The sequence below is a fragment of the Ramlibacter algicola genome (genome assembly GCF_016641735.1).
Classification (GTDB): domain Bacteria; phylum Pseudomonadota; class Gammaproteobacteria; order Burkholderiales; family Burkholderiaceae_C; genus Ramlibacter; species Ramlibacter algicola.
The window spans coordinates 3,475,284-3,494,942 of the sequence record NZ_JAEDAO010000001.1 but is presented as its reverse complement, the minus strand read 5'-3'; the positions used below and the strand labels follow the sequence as shown (position 1 = coordinate 3,494,942).

The window sequence follows — 19,659 nt, the reverse complement described above, 5'->3', positions numbered from 1 at the left end:
GCACGGACGACGTGCATGGCAGGCGCGACGATGGCGCAGGCAAGCGGCATCAGCCACCGCCAACAGGCCAGGAAGAGCGCCAACAGCACAGGGGTCTCGCTTCGATCCGCCGCCAGCGCCAGGGCTGGCGGCCTCAGATTCCGTTCGGGTTTCGACGATGGCGTCGGCTCCGGTCCCCCACCCGCCACCGCCTTCTTCGGCGCTGTGCGGTGGGCAGGGACGACCTCGGCATCGACCTGCCGGCGCGGCCGGTTCGACTGGTGGACCTAAAATCCTGCCAAATCAAACACTTACGGCGCTACGCCAGTGAACCGCATTATAGGGGCCCCGGCGCCCGGCGCCCAACCGGCCGTGAAGACGGTCGCCGTCAGTGAAGAATTCGACGGCCAGCGGCTGGACAACTTCCTGCTGCGCGAGCTCAAGGGGGTCCCCAAGACCCACGTCTACCGGATCATCCGCAGCGGCGAGGTGCGCGTGAACAAGGGCCGCGCCGCCGCGGACACCCGCCTGGCCGCGGGCGACCTGGTCCGCGTCCCGCCCGTGCGCCTGCCCGAGCGCGCCGCCACCGAGCGTCCCGCGCCCGCGCGCGAGTTCCCGGTGCTGCTCGAGGACGATCACCTGCTCGCCATCGACAAGCCGTCCGGCGTGGCGGTGCACGGCGGCAGCGGGGTGAGCTTCGGCGTGATCGAGCAGCTGCGGCAGGCGCGCCCCACCGCGCGCTTCCTCGAACTCGTGCATCGGCTGGACCGCGAGACCTCGGGCGTGCTGCTGGTCGCCAAGCGCCGTTCGGCGTTGACGAAGCTGCAGGACCAGTTCCGCGGCCGCGAGACCGGCAAGACCTATCTCGCGCTCGTCAACGGCCACTGGCCGGCGAACAAGAAGGTGATCGACCTGCCGCTGCACAAGTACCTGGTCGCCGGCGACGAGGAAGCGGCGGGCGAGCGCCGCGTGCGCGTCGTCGCCAAGGACGATCCGGACGGCATGCGCTCGATCACGCTGGTGAAGGTCGCGCGGCACGTCGGCGAGTTCACGCTGCTCGAAGTGACGATCAAGACCGGCCGCACGCACCAGATCCGCGTGCACCTCGCCTCGCAGGGCCACCCGATCGCCGGCGACGACAAGTACGGCGACTTCGATCGCAACAAGACCTTGCAGCGCGAAGGCCTCAAGCGCATGTTCCTGCATGCGTGGCGGCTACAGTTCCAGCACCCCGCCACCGGCGAGGCGGTCGCCCTCGAAGCGCCGCTGCCGCCCGAACTCCAGTCCTTCCTCCATGCCCACGCCCCGGCCGCGCCGCTTTGACCTGATCGCCTTCGACTGGGACGGCACCCTGTACGACTCCACGAACGTGATCGTCCGCTGCATCCAGCGGGCGGTCGTCGACGTCGGCGGCGCGATGCCGACCGAGCAGGCCGCCGCGTACGTGATCGGCATGAGCCTGGGCCAGGCCCTCGCGCGCGCGGCGCCCGACGTGCCGGAGGAAAAGTACGCCGAACTGGGCGCGCGCTACCGCCACCACTACCTGAACCACCAGGACGACCTGAGCCTGTTCGACGGCGTGCTGCCGCTGCTGCACGAGCTCAAGGCGCGGCACCACTGGCTGGCGGTGGCGACGGGCAAGTCGCGCCGCGGGCTGGACGACGTCCTGCGCCGCAACGTCGAGCTGGACGGCGTGTTCGACGGCTCGCGCACGTCGGACGAAACTGCCGGCAAGCCGCACCCGCGCATGCTGGAGGAACTGATGCGCGAGTTCGGCACCGAGCCGGAACGCACGCTGATGATCGGCGACACGACGCACGACCTGGAGATGGCGCGCAACGCGGGCTGCGCCAGCATCGGCGTGAGCTACGGCGCGCACGAGCACGCGAGCTTCGAGGCGTTCGGCCCGCTGCACGTCGCGCACTCGGTGCGCCAGCTGCACGACTGGCTGCTCGCCAACGCATGACGGGCGACGGACTCGTCCCGCTGTGCGCGGCGCCCGACCTGGCCGAAGGCGGCCTCGCGGTGCCGTTCGACGTCGTCTACGCGGGGCAGACCTGCCGCGCGTTCGCGGTGCGCTGGAACGGCCAGCCGCACGCGTACCTCAATCGCTGCGCGCACGTGGCGATGGAGATGGACTGGCAACCCGACCGCTTCTTCGACGACAGCGGGCAGTGGCTCCTGTGCTCGACGCACGGGGCCGTGTACCGCCCCGACACCGGCGAGTGCGGCGGCGGCCCGTGCCGCGGCGGGCTGGTGAAGATCGCCCTCACGGAGCGCGACGGCGTGGTGCACTGGCATACTGCCTGGAACCTGCAACCCGTGTCTTTTTGAGTCCCCATGAGCGATCCGCACTTCCCCGGCGACACGCCCGAACCGCGTCCCGCGCCCGTCGCCGCCGAGGCCGCGCGCCCCGGTTGGGAGCGCGACACCCTCGAACGCCTGGTGTTCGCGACGCTCGCCGAGCAGCGCGCCGCGCGGCGCTGGAAGACGTTCAAGAGCCTGGCCTGGCTGGCGTTCTTCCTGCTGCTGGCCTGGGCGGCGCTGTTCCGCGGCGGCTCGACCGCCAAGACCGACAAGTCGCTGCCGCATACCGCGGTCATCGAGATCAAAGGCGAGATCGCCGACGGCTCCGACGCGAGCGCCGAGTTCGTGGTCGCCGCGTTGCGGGCTGCCTTCGAAGATGACGGCGCCAAGGGCGTCGTGCTGCTGATCAACTCCCCGGGCGGCAGCCCGGTGCAGGCCGGGATCATCTGGGACGAACTGCGCCGCCTGCGTGCCAAGTACAACAACAAGCCGGTGTACGCGGTGGTGGAAGAGTCCTGCGCTTCCGCCGCTTACTACATCGCCTCGGCCGCCGACAAGATTTACGTCGACAAGGCCAGCATCGTCGGCAGCATCGGCGTGCTGATGGACGGCTTCGGCTTCACCGGCACCATGGACAAGCTGGGCGTCGAGCGCCGCCTGCTCACCGCCGGCGAGAACAAGGGCTTCCTCGACCCGTTCAGCCCGATGACGGACAAGCAGCGCGCCTTCGCGCAGCAGATGCTGGACCAGATCCACAAGCAGTTCATCGATTCCGTGCGGGCCGGCCGCGGCAAGCGACTGAAGGAAACGCCCGAGCTGTTCTCCGGCCTGTTCTGGACCGGCCAGCAGGCCGTCGAGATGGGGCTGGCGGACCAGCTGGCCAACATCGACTACGTCGCGCGCGAGGTGATCAAGGCCGACGAACTGGTCGACTACACGCGGCGCGAGAACGTCGCCGAGCGGCTGGCCAAGAAGTTCGGCGCGTCGATCGGCGCCGGCGCGGTGCAGGCGCTGCGCGCCATCCCGGCCGTTCGCTAGGAGCAGGCTCCTAGACCCCCAGCAGGAACACTGCGGGCGTCTGGTCATCGACCGGCGCCTGCAGCGGCCGCCACTGCGCGACGGTGCGGCTCGCCAGCCGTGGATGCTGCAGCGTCAGGCCGCTGGCCACCGCGACCCTGGTCGTCGGCCGCAGGCCCTCCATCAATGAACCCCAGACCGCCGTGTTGCGATAGGGCGTCTCGATGAACAGCTGGGTCTGGCCGGTGCGCTGCGCCAGCGTTTCCAGTTCGCGCAGGCGCTGCAGGCGCGGTGCGGGCTGCTGCGGCAGGTAGCCGACGAAAGCGAACTCCTGGCCGTTGAGGCCGCTGGCCGCCAGCGCCAGCTGCAGGGAGACCGGCCCGACGAGGGGCACGACGGCGATGCCGAGTTCATGCGCGGCGCGCACGACGGACGAACCCGGATCCGCCACTGCGGGCATCCCCGCTTCGCTCACCAGGCCCATGTCCTGGCCGCTGAGCGCGGCGCCCAGCAGGGGACGCGCGTCGAAGGCCACGCGGTGGTCGCCCTTCTTGTGCACGTCGCGCGGCAGTTCCGTGATGGCCAGCTGCTGCAGGGGATGCGCCAGCGGATGCGTTGCATGCACGCGCTTGAGGAAGGCACGGGCCGTCTTCGCGTTCTCGGCCACCCAATGCTGCAGTCGCGCCGCGACGCGCAGGGTGCCGTCCGGCATCACGTCCGCGAGCGGGCCTTCCTGCGCGCAGCCGAAGTCCAGCGGCGCGGGGACGAGGTACAGCGTGCCGCGCATCAGGGCACCTGCAGGCCCGCGGCGCGCAGCATGCGGCAGGTGCGGATCAGGGGCAGGCCCACGAGCGCGGACGGATCGTCGCTGTGGATCGCGTCCAGCAACGCGATGCCCAGGCCTTCGCTGCGCGCGCTGCCGGCGCAGTCGTAGGGCTGCTCGGCTCGCAGGTAGGTTTCGATCTCGTCGTCGCCGAGCGAGCGGAAGTCGACCCGCACCGGCGCCAGGTCGACCTGCTCGAAGCCGGTCTCGCGGCAGACCACCGCCACCGCGGTCTGGAACACGACGCTGTGGCCGCGCATGCGACGCAATTGCTCCGTCGCGCGCTCGTGCGTGCCGGGCTTGCCCAGCGGTTCGCCGGCGAGGTCGGCGACCTGGTCGGAGCCGATCACGACCGCGTGCGGCCGTTGCGCAGCGACGGCATGGGCCTTGGCCAAGGCCAGCCGCCGGGCCAGCGCGGCCGGCGCTTCGCCCGGCCGCGGCGTCTCGTCGACCTGCGGCGCCATCACGTCGAAGTCGAGCTTCAGGCGGCCCAGCAATTCGCGGCGATAGGGCGATGTCGACCCGAGGATGAGCGTGCGGCGCATGCATCGATTCTCTTACACTGGTCCGCATGAAGAGGCAGTTCCAGGCGCAGCGGCTCGACGTGCGGGCCTTCGCGGAAGACGCCGCCGAGCTGGCGGGCCCGACGCCGCTGACCGTGCTCGAGCGGCTGGCGGCCGAAGCGCGCTCGTCGGTCGAAGGCCGCGAGGTGACGTGGACGGCCGAAGGCGAGTTGCAGAACGCCGGCCACCTGCAGCCAGAGGTCTGGCTGCACCTGCATGCGCAGGCCAGCCTGCCGATGACCTGCCAGCGCTGCATGGAACCGGTCGAGGTGCCGCTGGAGGTGGACCGCTCGTTCCGCTTCGTCGCCGACGAGACCACCGCGGCGGCGGAGGACGAGGAGTCGGAGGAAGACCTGCTCGTGCTGAGCCAGGCGTTCGACCTGCTGGGCCTGCTGGAGGACGAGCTGCTGATGGAGGTGCCGGTGGTGCCGCGCCACGACGTCTGCCCCGTCCCGGTCCCGATGTCGTCGGCCGACGCGGCCTACGAAGAAGCGCCCGAGAAGCCGAACCCGTTCGACGCGCTGAAGGCGCTGAAGACCCGGCCGGAGTAGGCCCTGGCGCCCAGCCGTCCGGTTGCCCTATAATGGCGGGCTTCGCGCCTAACTGCACACCGTGCCGGGCCGCGCAACGATCCACCCACCTTCAACCGCCCTGCGCGCCTCGTGCGCAGCGCACGATCCGCCCAGGAGCCCCACATGGCCGTCCAGCAAAACAAGAAGTCGCCCTCCAAGCGGGGCATGCACCGCTCGCACAACGCCCTTGGCGTGCCGGGCATCGCCGTCGAGCCCACCACGGGCGAGACGCACCTGCGCCACCACATCAGCCCGAACGGGTTCTACCGTGGCCGCAAGGTCCTCAAGACCAAGAACGACGCCTGACATCCGCGGCATCGTCAACGGGCCCGGCCTGCTTCGCAGCTCGGGCCTTTTTCATGGCCGCTTGCGGCCGAGGCGGATGGTGAAGTGCTCTACAGTGACGGAATGACGATCCTCGCCGTCGATTGCATGGGGGGCGACCACGGCCCGCGCGTCACGCTGCCGGCCTGCCGGCGCTTCCTGGACGCGCACCCCGACGCCCGCCTGCTGCTGGTGGGCCAGCCCGAAGCCCTCGCCTCCTTCTCGCATCCCCGCGCCAAGGTCGTCCCCGCGACGGAAGTCGTCACGATGGACGATTCGGTCGAGACCGCGATGCGCCGCAAGAAGGATTCGTCCATGCGCGTGGCGATCCGGCAGGTCAAGGACGGGGAGGCGCAGGCCGCCGTGTCCGCGGGCAACACCGGCGCGCTGATGGCGCTCGCCCGCTACGTGCTCAAGACGGTCGACGGCATCGACCGTCCGGCCATCGCTTCGCCGCTGCCCAACGCCAAGGGCAAGGCCACGACCGTGCTGGACCTGGGCGCCAACGTCGACTGCACCGAGCAGCACCTGCTGCAGTTCGCGGTCATGGGCTCGGCGCTCGTCGCCGCGATGACCAGCGAGGAACAGCCCACCGTGGGCCTGTTGAACATCGGCGAGGAGATCATCAAGGGCAACGAGGTGATCAAGCGCGCGGGCGAGCTGCTGCGGTCGGCCGCGGCCGCCGGGGACCTCAACTTCCACGGCAACGTCGAGGGCAACGACATCTTCAAGGGCACCACCGACATCGTCGTGTGCGACGGCTTCGTCGGCAACGTGGCGCTCAAGACCAGCGAAGGCCTCGCGAGCATGATCGGCGGGTTCCTGCGCGAGGAGTTCTCGCGCAACCCGCTGACCAAGATTGCCGCGCTCGCCGTGTACCCCGTGCTGGCGAGCTTCAAGACCCGCGTGGACTACCGCCGCTACAACGGCGCGGCGCTGCTGGGCCTGCGCGGCCTGGTGTTCAAGAGCCACGGCTCCGCCGACGAATTCGCGTTCGGGCAGGCGCTGGGCCGCGCGTATGATGCGGCCCGGAACAACCTGCTCGATCGCGTCCAGGCCCGCATCGCCCACGCCAGGCCCTTGCTTGTCGGCAGCGCCGGCGACGCGCAACTCGAGGCGATCACTCCCGAATGACCCGCTTTTCCCGCATCACCGGCACCGGGAGCTACCTTCCGCCGCGCCGAGTGACCAACGCCGACCTGGCCGCCGACCTGGCCCAGCGCGGCATCGAAACCTCCGACGACTGGATCGTGGAACGCACGGGCATCCGCGCGCGCCACTTCGCCGCCGACGGCGTCAACTCCAGCGACCTCGCCTTCGAGGCCGCGCGCCATGCGCTCGAGGCGGCCGGCCGCAACGCGTCGGACATCGACCTGATCATCGTCGCCACCTCGACGCCGGACATGGTGTTCCCGTCGACGGCGTGCATCCTGCAGAACAAGCTCGGCATCGCCGGCTGCCCGGCATTCGACGTGCAGGCGGTCTGCAGCGGCTTCGTCTACGCGCTGACGGTGGCCGACGCGATGATCCGCACCGGCTCCGCGAGCAAGGCGCTCGTGGTCGGCAGCGAGGTGTTCTCGCGCATCCTCGATTTCAACGACCGCACGACCTGCGTGCTGTTCGGCGACGGCGCCGGCGCGGTGGTGCTGGAAGCCTCGGACACGCCCGGCCTGCTCGCGAGCGACCTGCACGCGGACGGCAAGCACGTGGGCATCCTGTGCGTGCCCGGCACCGTGTCCGGCGGCAACGTGCTCGGCGATCCGCTGCTGAAGATGGACGGCCAGGCGGTGTTCAAGCTGGCGATCGGCGTGCTCGAAAGCGCCGCGCGCGCCACGCTGGAAAAGGCCGGCCGCACCGACGCGGACATCGACTGGCTGATCCCGCACCAGGCCAACATCCGCATCATGCAGGGCACGGCCAAGAAGCTGAAGCTGCCGCTGGACAAGCTGGTGGTGACCGTGGACCAGCACGGCAACACGTCGGCCGCGTCGATCCCGCTCGCGCTCGATGCCGCCGTGCGCGGCGGCCGCATCCGCCAAGGGGACACGCTGATGCTCGAGGGCGTCGGCGGTGGCTTCACCTGGGGCGCGGTCCTGCTGGACTTCTGATCCCGCCGCGGCCGCGCCGCACCACAACGACGACGAGATCCACACGATGAAACCGTTCGCCTTCGTCTTTCCCGGCCAGGGCTCGCAGGCTGTCGGCATGCTCGACGCCTGGGGCGACCACCCGGCCGTCACCGCCACGCTCGCCGAAGCTTCCGACGCGCTCGGCGAGGACATCGGCCGCCTGATCCAGGACGGTCCCAAGGAAGCGCTCGCGCTGACGACCAACACGCAGCCGGTGATGCTGGTGGCGGGCATCGCCTGCTACCGCGCCTGGCTGCACGAAGGCGGCGAGGCGCCGGCCGTGGTCGCGGGCCATTCGCTGGGCGAGTACACGGCGCTGGTCGCCGCCGGCGCGCTCGACCTCAAGGACGCCGCGCCGCTGGTGCGGTTCCGCGCGCAGGCGATGCAGGAAGCCGTGCCGGTAGGCGCGGGTGCCATGGCCGCCGTGCTGGGCATGGACGCGCAGAAGGTCATCGAGGGTTGCGCCGAGGCGCTGCGCTCGTTCGGCACCAACACCGACGAAGTCGTGGAAGCTGCGAATTTCAACGATCCCGCGCAGACCGTCATCGCCGGCAGCAAGGCCGCCGTCGACAAGGCGTGCGAGGTGCTCAAGGCCAACGGCGCCAAGCGCGCGCTGCTGCTGCCCGTGTCGGCGCCGTTCCATTCCAGCCTGATGAAGCCGGCCGCCGAGCGCCTGCGCGAGCGACTGGCCGCGACGGCCTTTGCCGCGCCGCGCATTCCGGTCGTCAACAACATCGAGGCCAAGGTCGAAACCGACCCGGGCCGCATTCGCGGCGCCCTGTACGAGCAGGCGTTCGGCCCGGTGCGCTGGGTCGATTGCATCAAGGCCATCCAGGGTCGCGGCGTCACCACCGTCGTCGAATGCGGTCCCGGCAAGGTGCTGATGGGCCTGGCCAAGCGCATCGATCCCGCACTCGCTTCGGGCGCTGTCTACGACCCGGCCACGCTGGCCGAAGCCAAGGGGATGCTGGCATGAACGGATCGCTGAAGGACCAGGTCGCGCTCGTCACGGGCGCCTCGCGCGGCATCGGCGCTGCCATTGCCCTCGAACTGGCGCAACGCGGCGCCACCGTGATCGGCACGGCGACGACCGCCGACGGCGCCGCCAAGGTCGGCGCCACGCTGGCGGCGCATGGCGGCCGCGGCATTGCGCTGGACGTCAACGACGCGCCGGCCGTGGAAGCGGCGGTGGACGGCATCGTCAAGCAGCACGGCGGCTTGCACGTCCTGGTGAACAACGCCGGCATCACGCGCGACATGCTCGCGATGCGCCTGAAGGACGAGGACTGGGACGCGGTGCTGGACACCAACCTGAAGTCCGTGTTCCGCCTGTCGCGCGCCGTGATGCGCACGATGATGAAGCAGCGCCACGGGCGCATCGTCAACATCACGTCCGTCGTCGGCGCGTCCGGCAACCCGGGCCAGGCGAACTACGCGGCCGCCAAGGCGGGCGTCGCGGGCATGACCCGGGCGCTGGCCCGCGAACTCGGCAGCCGCGGCATCACCGTCAATTGCGTGGCGCCGGGCTTCATCGAGACCGACATGACGGCGGCCTTGCCCGAGGAGCAGCAGAAGGCGCTGCTGGGCCAGATCCCGCTGGGGCACCTGGGCAAGCCGGCGGACATCGCGCACGCGGTCGCGTTCCTGGCGTCCCGCGAGGCGGGTTACGTCACCGGCCAGGAGTTGCACGTCAACGGCGGGATGTTCATGGCGTGACGCCCCGCGGCGCATGTTGCGCCGCAGCGCAGCCGGGCGGCCCGAAGGCCCCCGGACGCTAGAATCACCGATTCTTCACAAACCCCCTGAGGGAACCAAATGAGCGATATCGAAGCGCGTGTCAAGAAGATCATCGCCGAGCAACTCGGCGTGGAGGAGTCGCAGGTCACCAACGAGAAGGCTTTCGTGGCGGACCTGGGCGCGGACTCCCTCGACACGGTGGAGCTGGTGATGGCGCTGGAAGACGAGTTCGGCATCGAGATCCCGGACGAGGACGCCGAGAAGATCACGACCGTGCAGAACGCCATCGACTACGCGCTGGCGCACCAGAAGGCCTGAGTCCCGCATGTCGTCTCGCCGCCGAGTCGTCGTCACCGGCCTGGGCTGCGTCAGCCCCGTCGGCAACACCGTCGACGAGTCCTGGTCCAACCTGCTCGCGGGCAGGAGCGGCATCGACCTGATCACCCGTTTCGACGCCGCCAACCTGGCGTGCAAGTTCGCGGGCGAGGTCAAGGGTTTCAACATCGCGGACTACATCCCCGAGAAGGAAGCCCGGCACATGGACCGTTTCATCCATCTCGGGGTGGCCGCCGCCGCACAGGCGGTCGCCGACAGCGGGCTGCCCACGGGCGACGCGCTCGGCGACGAGCTGGCCACGCGCATCGGGGTGAACATCGGCTCGGGCATCGGCGGCCTGCCGCTGATCGAGGACACGCACACCGAGCTGACCACCCGCGGCCCGCGCCGCATCTCGCCGTTCTTCGTGCCGGCCTCGATCATCAACATGATCTCGGGGCACGTGTCGATCAAGTACCGCTTCAAGGGCCCGAACATCGCCGTCGTCACCGCGTGCACGACAGGCCTGCACGCCATCGGCCTGTCGGCCCGCCTCATCGAGAGCGGTGACGCCGACGTGATGGTCGCCGGCGGCGCGGAATCGACCATCTCCCCACTGGGCGTCGGCGGCTTCGCCGCGGCACGCGCGCTGTCCACCCGCAACGACGACCCGAAGACGGCGTCGCGCCCGTGGGACAAGGACCGCGACGGCTTCGTGCTGGGCGAGGGCGGCGGCGTGCTGGTGCTCGAGGAGTACGAGCATGCCAAGGCGCGTGGCGCCAGGATCTACGCCGAACTCGCCGGCTTCGGCATGAGCGGCGATGCGTACCACATGACCGCGCCGGACGTCGACGGCCCGCGCCGCTCGATGGTGGGCGCGCTGCGCAACGCCGGCATCAACGCGGACCAGGTCGACTACCTGAACGCGCACGGCACCTCCACGCCGCTGGGCGACCTCAACGAGACCAACGCGATCAAGGCCGCGCTCGGCGAGCGCGCGAAGAAGGTCGTGGTGAACTCGACCAAGTCGATGACCGGCCACCTGCTGGGCGGCGCCGGCGGCATCGAGTCGGTGTTCACGGTGCTCGCCGTGCACCACCAGAAGAGCCCGCCGACGATCAACATCTTCAACCAGGACCCCGAGTGCGACCTGGACTACTGCGCCAACACGGCGCGGGACATGGAGATCGGCGTCGCCGTGAAGAACAACTTCGGCTTCGGCGGCACCAACGGCACCCTCGTCTTCAAGCGCGTCTGAGCGGCCGGCCCGCACATGCAAGGCGCCCCATCGGTGAGCTACCCGGTGGGGCGTTCGCGTTTCGGCGGCCTGTTCGCCCTGGCGATGGCGCTGCTGGCGGCGCTCGCCGTCGGGTCGTGGGTCACCAGCGGCGCGGGCGGCTGGCGGGCCGCGGCGGGACTCGCGTTCCTCCTCGCGGCCGCCGCCTGGGCGGGCGCCAGCTGGTGGTCCGTGCCGAGCGGCCGGTTGACATGGGACGGCGCACGCTGGGCATTTGCCGCCGGAACGGGCCCGGGCCAATCGGGTGTCGTGACGGTTGCGCTCGATTTGCAGCGATGGCTGCTCGTGCGCTGGGCCGGGACGCGCACGCATTGGGTCTGGCTCGAGCATTCGCGGGCGCCCGCCGACTGGGCCGCACTGCGCCGTGCGGTATATTCGCGCGCCGATGACGACGTGCCGTCCGGGGCCGAGCCGCCGCCATGACCCAGCCTGACGCCCCCGCCCCGTCGCCGCAGGATTCCGACCAGATGCTGGTCGCGCGGACCGTGGCCGGCGACCAGCGCGCCTACGAACTGCTGGTGCTGAAGTACCAGCGCCGCATCGAGCGGCTGATCGGGCGCATGGTCCGCGACGTCGACCTGGTGGAGGACATCGCCCAGGAAACCTTCATCCGCGCCTACCGCGCCCTCGGCCAGTTCCGTGGCGAGGCGCAGTTCTACACCTGGCTGTACCGGATCGCCGTCAACACCGCCAAGAAGGCGCTGGGCGACCTCAAGCGCGACCCGCTGGTTTCGGAAGCGGCCCTGCGCGGGTCCGACGACGAGGATGAAACTTCCTCGGTGGAGAACGAACTAACCAGCGCCGAAACGCCGGAGACGGTGCTGGCGGCGAAGGAAATCGCCGCCACGGTCAACGCTGCCATGGAGGCACTGCCCGACGAATTGCGGCAGGCCGTCACGTTGCGCGAGATCGAAGGGCTGAGCTACGAGGAGATCGCGGAAGTGATGAACTGCCCGATCGGCACGGTGCGCTCGCGGATCTTCCGCGCGCGCGAGGCGATCTCCGCCAAGGTCAAGCCCCTGCTGGAGAACCAGTCGGGCAAGCGCTGGTAGCGCTCGCGAGGTGATGTGATGGACGACACGATGGACAGCAGGAACGAGGACATCTCAGCGCTCGCGGACGGGCGGCTCGATGGCGACGCCTTCGCCGCCGCCGTGCAGGCGGTGTGCGGCGACCGGGAGGCGATGGCCACCTGGCACACGTACCACGTCATCGGCGACGTGCTGCGCTCGGGCGAGGCCGCCTACGCGGCGCCCGCGGCGCCGTTCCTCGCGCGCCTGTCGGAACGGCTGGCGCAGGAGGAATGCCCCCGGCCCGCGGCCGGCAACGACATCCGCCCGATCCAGGTCCGGCCCGCCGCGAACGACGGCGTGTTCCGCTGGAAGCTGGTGGCCGGCGTCGCTTCGGTCGCGGCCGTCGCGGCGGTGGGCTGGTCGGTCGTGGCACCCGGCTTCGGCCCCGCGTCGGCGCAGCTCGCGTCCGCTTCCACGCCCGCCGGCCGTCCGGCGACCGTGCTGGCCGCGACCGGGCAGGGCGTGATGATCCGCGACCCGCGCCTGGACGAATTGATGGCCGCGCACCGCCAGTTCGGTGGCGCGTCGGCGTTGCAGATGCCCGCGGGCTTCCTGCGCAACGCCACCTTCGAAGGCCCGGCGCGCTGACGCATGGCTAGCGTGCTGGCGCCGACCCGAACCACCGTCCGCTGGGCGTGCGCCCTCGCTGCCGCCGGTGCCGCGGTGCTGGCCAGCGCGCAGGGCACCGAGCGAGGCATCAACGACTGGTTGATGCGCATGCAGGAGGCGTCGCGCGCCCGCAGCTATGTCGGCACGTTCGTCGTGTCCTCCGGCGCGGGCGCGATGTCCAGCGCCCGCATCTGGCACGTCGCCAACGGCGGGCAGCAGGTCGAACGGGTCGAAGTCCTCACCGGCGCCCCGCGCTCCACGTTCCGGCGCAACGACGAGGTCCTCACCTTCCTCCCCGAGCACCGGCTGGTGCGCGCCGAGCGCCGCGATTCGCTCGGCGTGTTCCCCAACCTGCTGAAGTCGACCGACGTGTCGATCCCCGACTTCTATGCCGCCAAGCGCGTCGGCGCGGACCGGGTGGCGGGCTTCGACGCCGACGTCGTGCAGCTCGCGCCCAAGGACGCGATGCGCTTCGGCTACCGCGTGTGGACCGAGAAGCGCTCCGGCCTGGTGATGAAGCTGCAGACGCTGGACGCCGACGGCAACGTGCTGGAGCAGGCCGCGTTTTCGGAGCTGCAGCTGGACACCCCCGTGCGCGCCGAGAAGCTCGCGCAGATGATGCAGCCGCCGGCGGGCTGGCGCGTCGAGCGGGCCGACGCGGTCAAGACCTCCGCGGCCGCCGAGGGCTGGTCGCTGCGGTCGGCGGTGGCCGGCTTCAAGCCGATGAACTGCTACAAGCGCCCGCAGCCCGGCGGCGCCGGCGACGGCGGCATCCAGTGGATCTTCTCGGACGGGCTCGCGTCCGTGTCCCTGTTCGTCGAGCCCTACGATCGCCAGCGCCACGTCCAGGAAGGCCTGTTCGCCGCGGGTGCCACGCAGACGCTCACGCGCCGGGTGGACGACTGGTGGCTGACGGCGGTCGGCGAGGTGCCGCCGCAGACGCTGAAGGCGTTCGCCCAGAATCTCGAACGCCGTCGCTGACGGCGCCCTGTTGCGCGGGCGTTGCGGAACCTCGGCCGCACCGCACGCTCCGATGCTCCAGCCCATCACGAGGCAAGAAGAGGACCGCATGTTCGACACCTTCCTCCGCCCGCTGCTCGGCCCGGCCCTGGTGGCCGCCGCCGTCGCGTTCGTTCCCGCCACCACCGCCGCGCAGTCGGCGCCGCAGCCGCGCTCGCTGCCGGATTTCACCGACCTCGTCGAACAGGTCGGCCCGGCGGTGGTCGGCATCCGCACGCTGGAGCGCGTGCGCGGCCCGTCCTCGCAGGAGGGGCCGATGGACGAGGAGATGCAGGAGTTCTTCCGCCGCTTCTTCGGCGTGCCGGCGCCGCTGCCCAACCAGCCGCGCCGACCGGGCACGCCCAACCGGCCGCAGCCGCCGGAGCAGGAACCCCAGGCGCGCGGTGTCGGGTCCGGCTTCATCCTCAGCGCGGACGGCTTCGTCATGACGAACGCCCACGTGGTCGAAGGCGCGGACGAGGTGCTGGTCACGCTCACCGACAAGCGCGAGTTCAAGGCCAAGATCATCGGCGCGGACAAGCGCACCGACGTCGCGGTCGTGAAGATCGACGCCACCGGCCTGCCGTTCGTGAAGATCGGCGACGTCGGCAAGCTCAAGGTCGGCGAGTGGGTGATGGCCATCGGCTCGCCGTTCGGCCTCGAGAACACCGTGACCGCCGGCATCGTGAGCGCGAAATCGCGCGACACCGGCGACCTGGTCCAGTTCATCCAGACCGACGTCGCGATCAACCCGGGCAACTCCGGCGGCCCGCTGATCAACCTGCGCGGCGAGGTGGTCGGCATCAACAGCCAGATCTACTCGCGCTCGGGCGGCTTCATGGGCATCTCGTTCGCGATCCCGATCGACGAGGCCACGCGCGTGGCCGAGCAGCTGCGCACGACCGGCAAGGTCACGCGCGGGCGCATCGGCGTGCAGATCGACTCGGTCACCAAGGACGTCGCCGAATCCATCGGCCTGGGCAAGGCGCAGGGCGCGCTGGTGCGCAGCGTCGAGGCCGGCTCGCCGGCGGACAAGGCCGGCATCGAAGCCGGCGACATCATCACGAAGTTCAACGGCCAGGCGATCGATCGTGCAACCGACCTGCCGCGCCTGGTGGGCAACACCAAGCCCGGCACGCGCTCGACGGTGTCCGTGTTCCGCCGCGGCGGCTCGCGCGACCTCACGGTGCAGGTCGCCGAGTTCGAGACCGACAAGCCCGCGCAGCGTCCGGGCGAGCGCGAGAAGCCGCGCAGCGGCCCGGGCTCGCAGTCGCTGGGGCTCGCGGTCGCCGACCTCACCGACGCGCAGAAGCGCGAGATGAAGGTGAAGGGCGGCGTGCGGGTGGAGGCCGTGGCCGACCAGGCCGCGCGCGCCGGCATCCGCGAGGGCGACGTCATCGTGGCGATCGGCAACACGGAGGTGAACACCGTGCGCGAGTTCGAGGCGGCCATCGCCAAGATCGACCGCACCAAGCCGATCCCGGTGCTCCTGCGCCGCGGCGACCTGGCGACCTACCTGCTGATCCGGCCCAGCCGCTGATCCCGGGCGTGCGGGAAGCCCCGACCCGGCACTCGGGTTTGGGGCTTTACCAACTCCGGTGCCGGAGGACCCAAGAAACTTTTTTGTTTCCGGATGAGTTTCGTGCCTGTTGGCGCCCACTCACTTCCGGCGCGAAGGTCCGTGTTCCCCAGGGCTAGAATCAAGCCGAATCGAAGCCTTTTTCCTGCACCAAACCGTGCTTGAAACCACGATGCGGGATACCCAGGAGGCCGCGATCGCTGATCCACAGATCGCCCACAACTTGTCCTTGCCAGTGGCTTCCAGAACTGTTGATAACCTGTTGATGAAATCCATGTTGCTGGCCTGCAACGAGGGATTTCCGGCCACCCCGCGGATGGACGCCCCGGGCTTTTTGCCTACAATGAAGCTCCAACTATCGCAGTTGCCATAGATTGTTGGTTCAGGGCGCGTCGCCACTCGACGCGCCCTTTTTTCTTGCCCGCACGCGAGCGGAATCAATCACTTAAGCGCTCCCCTTGATGAATCACATCAGAAACTTTTCGATCATCGCCCACATCGACCATGGCAAGTCGACGCTGGCCGACCGCCTGATCCAGCGATGCGGCGGCCTCTCCGAGCGCGAGATGGAAGAGCAGGTCCTCGACTCGATGGATCTCGAAAAGGAGCGTGGGATAACCATCAAGGCGCAGACCGCTGCGCTCACGTACAAGGCGCGCGACGGACAGGTCTACAACCTCAATCTGATCGACACGCCGGGGCACGTCGACTTCTCGTACGAAGTGAGCCGGTCGCTGTCCGCATGCGAAGGCGCGCTGCTCGTGGTCGACGCCAGCCAGGGCGTCGAGGCGCAGACCGTCGCCAACTGCTACACCGCGCTCGACCTCGGCGTCGAAGTCGTGCCGGTGCTGAACAAGATGGACCTGCCGCAGGCGGACCCCGAGAACGCGAAGGCGGAGATCGAGGACGTCATCGGCATCGACGCGAGCAACGCCATTCCCTGCTCGGCCAAGACGGGCCTGGGCATCGACGAGATCCTGGAGGCGATCGTCGCGCGCATGCCGGCGCCCAAGGGCAACCCGGACGGCCCGCTGCGCGCCATGATCATCGACAGCTGGTTCGACAGCTACGTCGGCGTCGTCATGCTGGTGCGAGTGGTCGACGGCCGCCTCGCCAAGGGCGACCGCATCAAGCTGATGGCGACGGACTCGACGTACGAGACGACCCAGCTGGGCGTGTTCACGCCGGGCAACGCGCCGCGCGATGCGCTGGTCGCCGGCGAGGTGGGCTACATCATTGCCGGCATCAAGGAGCTGCAGGCCGCGAAGGTCGGCGACACCGTGACGCTGGTGAAGGCCGGCAGCGGCGGCGCCGCGTTCACGGCGACCGAGCCGTTGCCCGGTTTCAAGGAAATCCAGCCGCAGGTGTTCGCGGGCCTGTACCCGGTCGAAGCCAACCAGTACGACTCGCTGCGCGACAGCCTGGAGAAGCTCAAGCTCAACGACGCCTCGCTGCACTACGAGCCCGAGGTGAGCCAGGCGCTGGGGTTCGGCTTTCGCTGCGGCTTCCTGGGCCTGCTGCACATGGACATCGTGCAGGAGCGGCTGGAGCGCGAGTTCGACCAGGACCTGATCACCACGGCGCCGAGCGTGGTCTACCAGGTGCAGCAGGGCGACGGCGAGGTGGTCATGGTGGAGAACCCCGCGAAGATGCCCGAGGTCGGCCGCATCCAGGAGATCCGCGAGCCGATCGTCACTGTGCACCTGTACATGCCGCAGGAGTACGTCGGCGCCGTGATGACGCTGGCCAACCAGAAGCGCGGCCTGCAGATCAACATGGCCTACCACGGTCGCCAGGTGATGCTGACGTACGAGCTGCCGCTGGGCGAGATCGTGCTGGACTTCTTCGACAAGCTGAAGTCGGTCAGCCGCGGCTACGCCTCGATGGACTACGAGTTCAAGGAGTACCGCGCTTCCGACGTCGTGAAGGTCGACATCCTGCTCAACGGCGAGAAGGTCGACGCGCTGTCCATCATCGTGCACCGCACGCAGGCCCAGTACCGGGGCCGGGCGGTGGTGGCGAAGATGCGCGAGATCATCAGCCGCCAGATGTTCGACGTCGCCATCCAGGCGGCGATCGGCGCCAACGTGATCGCGCGCGAGACCGTCAAGGCGCTGCGCAAGAACGTGCTGGCAAAATGCTACGGCGGCGACATCACCCGCAAGCGCAAGCTCCTCGAAAAACAGAAGGCAGGCAAGAAACGCATGAAGCAGATCGGCTCGGTCGAAGTCCCCCAGGAGGCGTTCCTCGCCATCCTGCAGGTCGAGGAGTGAGTCGATGCCGGTGCTGACCGCCGCGATCCTCGCGGCCTTCGTGGGGTACGCCGCGGCCTGGTATTTCGGCGCGGTCGAGGGCAACTTCGCGCTGCTGCTGTTCCTGGCCACCCTCGTGACCGGCCTCTACTGGGTGGCCGAACGCCTGGTGTTCCTGCCGCGCCGCCGCCGCGCGGCCGACACGCTGGCCGCGTCCGCCGAGGAGCGCCGCGCGCACCTGGCCACGCAGGGCATCACGCAGGTCGACAACGTGGACCTGGGTGCCGCGCGCCAGAAGCTGCTGATGCAGCCGTGGTGGCTGGATTGGACCGCCGGCCTGTTCCCCGTGATCCTGGTCGTGTTCGTGCTGCGCTCGTTCCTGTTCGAGCCGTTCAAGATCCCGTCCGGCTCGATGATCCCCACGCTGCTGGTGGGCGACCTGATCCTGGTGAACAAGTTCACCTACGGCCTGCGCCTGCCGGTGATCAACACCAAGATCACCGAAGGCAACGCGCCGCAGCGCGGCGACGTCATGGTGTTCCGCTACCCGCCGCGCCCGAGCCAGGACTACATCAAGCGCGTGGTCGGCGTGCCGGGCGACGAGGTCGCGTACGCGAACAAGCGCCTCACCATCAACGGGAAGCCCGTGTCGAAGGAGGCCCTGCCGGACTTCTTCGACGAGGACGCGATGCGCTACTTCAAGCAGTACCGCGAGCAGCTCGGTGACCGGCGCCACCAGATCCTCAACGACGAGAGCCGTCCTGCGTTCGTCGAGGGCGCGACCGACTTTCCGTTCCGCGACAATTGCCGCTACAGTGTCGAAGGCGTCACCTGCAAGGTGCCGGCGGGCCACTACTTCATGATGGGAGACAACCGCGACAACTCCCTCGATTCGCGCTACTGGGGCTTCGTCCCGGACCGCAACATCGTCGGCAAGGCGGTCCTCATCTGGATGAACTTCGGCAACCTGAAGCGGGTCGGCCCGTTCGAATGACAAGATCACAACGGAGCGAGGGACAACAAATGAAGCGCACTTCTCGGGCCCGCCAGGCCGGCATTTCCTTCTTCGGGCTGGTGTTCGTGCTGGCGGTGCTGGCCGCGGTCGGCATCCTGGTCGCGCAGGCGGTCCCGACGGTCCTGGAATACCAGGCGATCGTGAAGGCGATGAACCGCGCCAAGGACGGCTCGAACCCGGCCGAAGTGCGCGCCGCCTTCCAGCGTTCGCGCGATGTCGACGACATCACGTCGGTGAGCGGCAAGGACCTCGAGATCACGCAGCAGGACGGCCGCATGGTCGTGAAGGTCGCCTACAACAAGGAAATCCACATGTTCGGGCCGGCCTTCCTGTTGCTCAAGTACGCCCACGAGGCGAAATGACGCGCGAGGCGGTGTGAATGGCGACCCGGCCGCGCTGGCCCAACTGCAGTCGCGCCTGCAGCACGGCTTCGGCCGCCCCGCGCTGCTGCGGCAGGCGCTGACGCACCGCAGCTTCTGCGCCGAGCACAACGAGCGGCTCGAATTCCTGGGGGACTCGGTCCTGAACCTGGCGGTGTCCGCGATGCTGTACGAGCAGCTGCGCGACCTGCCGGAAGGCGACCTCTCGCGCGTGCGCGCCAACCTCGTCAAGCAGGACACGCTGCACCGCATTGCCGTCGGCCTGGGCCTGCCCGCGGTGCTGTCGCTGGGCGAGGGCGAGTCCCGCTCCGGCGGGCAGAACAAGCCGGCCATCCTTGCCGATGCGCTGGAAGCGGTCATCGGCGCCGTTCACCTTGACGCGGGCTATGCCGCCGCGGAAGCTCTGGTGCGGCGCCTGTACGAGGACGTGCAGATCACCCCCACCATGCAGGCGGCCGCAAAGGACCCCAAGACCGAACTGCAGGAGTGGCTGCAAGGCCGCCGCATGAAGCTGCCGATCTACCGCGTCGCCAACACGCTGGGCGCCGCCCACAAGCAGACATTCGACGTCGAATGCGAGATCGCCGACGCCGGCATCGTCGAGCGCGGCATCGGCGGCTCGCGCCGCGCGGGCGAGCAGGCCGCCGCCGCCGCCGCGCTGCTGGCGCTGAAGGACCGGTTCAAGTGAG

At 69.6% G+C, this 19,659-nt stretch carries 23 protein-coding genes; 21 read left to right on the top strand and 2 right to left on the bottom strand.

Annotation, left to right across the window (positions count from 1 at the left end):
- The first annotated feature begins 306 nt into the window (after positions 1-306).
- From I8E28_RS17165 to I8E28_RS17150, 4 genes are read left to right on the top strand one after another with little or no spacing between them, the layout of a single operon-like run.
- Positions 307-1,302 carry an RluA family pseudouridine synthase gene (locus tag I8E28_RS17165; protein WP_200789334.1) on the top strand — a complete coding sequence of 332 codons (996 nt, stop codon included), beginning with the start codon at positions 307-309 and terminating at the stop codon, positions 1,300-1,302.
- Positions 1,274-1,945, top strand: coding sequence for an HAD family hydrolase (locus I8E28_RS17160; protein ID WP_200789333.1), 672 nt, complete (start codon positions 1,274-1,276; stop codon positions 1,943-1,945). The genes I8E28_RS17165 and I8E28_RS17160 overlap by 29 nt, the downstream gene beginning before the upstream one ends.
- Positions 1,942-2,313: a Rieske (2Fe-2S) protein gene (locus I8E28_RS17155; protein WP_200789332.1), complete on the top strand. Its 372-nt coding sequence runs from the start codon at positions 1,942-1,944 to the stop codon at positions 2,311-2,313. The genes I8E28_RS17160 and I8E28_RS17155 overlap by 4 nt, the downstream gene beginning before the upstream one ends.
- 6 nt (positions 2,314-2,319) lie before the next feature.
- Entirely contained in the window at positions 2,320-3,324 is a 1,005-nt protein-coding gene (locus I8E28_RS17150) for a S49 family peptidase (protein WP_200789331.1), read from the top strand.
- 10 nt (positions 3,325-3,334) lie between these two features.
- Here the strand turns inward: I8E28_RS17150 and I8E28_RS17145 are convergent, their stop codons facing one another.
- Positions 3,335-4,090, bottom strand: coding sequence for an SAM-dependent methyltransferase (locus tag I8E28_RS17145; protein WP_200789330.1), 756 nt, complete (start codon positions 4,088-4,090; stop codon positions 3,335-3,337).
- Positions 4,090-4,671: a Maf family nucleotide pyrophosphatase gene (locus I8E28_RS17140; RefSeq protein WP_200789329.1), complete on the bottom strand. Its 582-nt coding sequence runs from the start codon at positions 4,669-4,671 to the stop codon at positions 4,090-4,092. Before I8E28_RS17140 ends, I8E28_RS17145 begins: the two co-directional genes overlap by 1 nt.
- A 26-nt stretch (positions 4,672-4,697) precedes the next feature.
- Here I8E28_RS17140 and I8E28_RS17135 point away from each other — a divergent pair, with 26 nt between their 5' ends.
- From I8E28_RS17135 to rnc, 17 genes are all read left to right on the top strand, one after another.
- Complete coding sequence (locus I8E28_RS17135; protein WP_200789328.1) at positions 4,698-5,240, top strand: YceD family protein; 543 nt, start codon at positions 4,698-4,700, stop codon at positions 5,238-5,240.
- A 144-nt stretch (positions 5,241-5,384) separates the two neighbouring features.
- The gene (gene rpmF, locus I8E28_RS17130) at positions 5,385-5,567 is read left to right on the top strand and encodes a 50S ribosomal protein L32 (RefSeq protein WP_200789327.1); all 183 of its coding nucleotides are present in this window, start codon (positions 5,385-5,387) and stop codon (positions 5,565-5,567) included.
- A 102-nt stretch (positions 5,568-5,669) separates the two neighbouring features.
- Positions 5,670-6,719: a phosphate acyltransferase PlsX gene (plsX, locus tag I8E28_RS17125; protein WP_200789326.1), complete on the top strand. Its 1,050-nt coding sequence runs from the start codon at positions 5,670-5,672 to the stop codon at positions 6,717-6,719.
- Positions 6,716-7,693 carry a beta-ketoacyl-ACP synthase III gene (locus tag I8E28_RS17120; RefSeq protein ID WP_200789325.1) on the top strand — a complete coding sequence of 326 codons (978 nt, stop codon included), beginning with the start codon at positions 6,716-6,718 and terminating at the stop codon, positions 7,691-7,693. The genes plsX and I8E28_RS17120 overlap by 4 nt, the downstream gene beginning before the upstream one ends.
- 46 nt (positions 7,694-7,739) lie before the next feature.
- Positions 7,740-8,690: an ACP S-malonyltransferase gene (gene fabD, locus I8E28_RS17115; protein WP_200789324.1), complete on the top strand. Its 951-nt coding sequence runs from the start codon at positions 7,740-7,742 to the stop codon at positions 8,688-8,690.
- A complete protein-coding gene (gene fabG / locus I8E28_RS17110) occupies positions 8,687-9,430 on the top strand; it encodes a 3-oxoacyl-ACP reductase FabG (protein ID WP_200789323.1) in 744 nt (247 codons plus the stop codon). Before fabD ends, fabG begins: the two co-directional genes overlap by 4 nt.
- A 99-nt stretch (positions 9,431-9,529) precedes the next feature.
- Positions 9,530-9,769 carry an acyl carrier protein gene (gene acpP, locus I8E28_RS17105; RefSeq protein WP_200789322.1) on the top strand — a complete coding sequence of 80 codons (240 nt, stop codon included), beginning with the start codon at positions 9,530-9,532 and terminating at the stop codon, positions 9,767-9,769.
- A 7-nt stretch (positions 9,770-9,776) separates the two neighbouring features.
- Positions 9,777-11,024, top strand: coding sequence for a beta-ketoacyl-ACP synthase II (fabF, locus tag I8E28_RS17100; protein WP_200789321.1), 1,248 nt, complete (start codon positions 9,777-9,779; stop codon positions 11,022-11,024).
- 33 nt (positions 11,025-11,057) lie between these two features.
- Positions 11,058-11,486 (top strand): hypothetical protein, encoded by a 429-nt coding sequence (locus I8E28_RS17095; protein ID WP_200789320.1) that lies wholly within the window; start codon positions 11,058-11,060, stop codon positions 11,484-11,486.
- Complete coding sequence (gene rpoE, locus I8E28_RS17090) at positions 11,483-12,115, top strand: RNA polymerase sigma factor RpoE (protein WP_200789319.1); 633 nt, start codon at positions 11,483-11,485, stop codon at positions 12,113-12,115. Before I8E28_RS17095 ends, rpoE begins: the two co-directional genes overlap by 4 nt.
- 18 nt (positions 12,116-12,133) lie before the next feature.
- Complete coding sequence (locus I8E28_RS17085; protein ID WP_200789318.1) at positions 12,134-12,724, top strand: sigma-E factor negative regulatory protein; 591 nt, start codon at positions 12,134-12,136, stop codon at positions 12,722-12,724.
- 3 nt (positions 12,725-12,727) lie between these two features.
- Positions 12,728-13,726, top strand: a complete 999-nt coding sequence (locus I8E28_RS17080; RefSeq protein ID WP_200789317.1) for a MucB/RseB C-terminal domain-containing protein — start codon at positions 12,728-12,730, stop codon at positions 13,724-13,726.
- An 88-nt stretch (positions 13,727-13,814) separates the two neighbouring features.
- Positions 13,815-15,284 carry a DegQ family serine endoprotease gene (locus I8E28_RS17075; RefSeq protein WP_200789316.1) on the top strand — a complete coding sequence of 490 codons (1,470 nt, stop codon included), beginning with the start codon at positions 13,815-13,817 and terminating at the stop codon, positions 15,282-15,284.
- A gap of 500 nt (positions 15,285-15,784) precedes the next feature.
- Positions 15,785-17,596: a translation elongation factor 4 gene (gene lepA / locus I8E28_RS17070; RefSeq protein ID WP_200789315.1), complete on the top strand. Its 1,812-nt coding sequence runs from the start codon at positions 15,785-15,787 to the stop codon at positions 17,594-17,596.
- A gap of 4 nt (positions 17,597-17,600) precedes the next feature.
- Positions 17,601-18,569, top strand: a complete 969-nt coding sequence (lepB, locus tag I8E28_RS17065; RefSeq protein WP_200789314.1) for a signal peptidase I — start codon at positions 17,601-17,603, stop codon at positions 18,567-18,569.
- 29 nt (positions 18,570-18,598) lie between these two features.
- Positions 18,599-18,952, top strand: a complete 354-nt coding sequence (locus I8E28_RS17060; RefSeq protein ID WP_200789313.1) for a DUF4845 domain-containing protein — start codon at positions 18,599-18,601, stop codon at positions 18,950-18,952.
- 13 nt (positions 18,953-18,965) lie between these two features.
- Positions 18,966-19,658: a ribonuclease III gene (rnc, locus tag I8E28_RS17055; protein WP_200789312.1), complete on the top strand. Its 693-nt coding sequence runs from the start codon at positions 18,966-18,968 to the stop codon at positions 19,656-19,658.
- Position 19,659 lies beyond the last annotated feature (1 nt).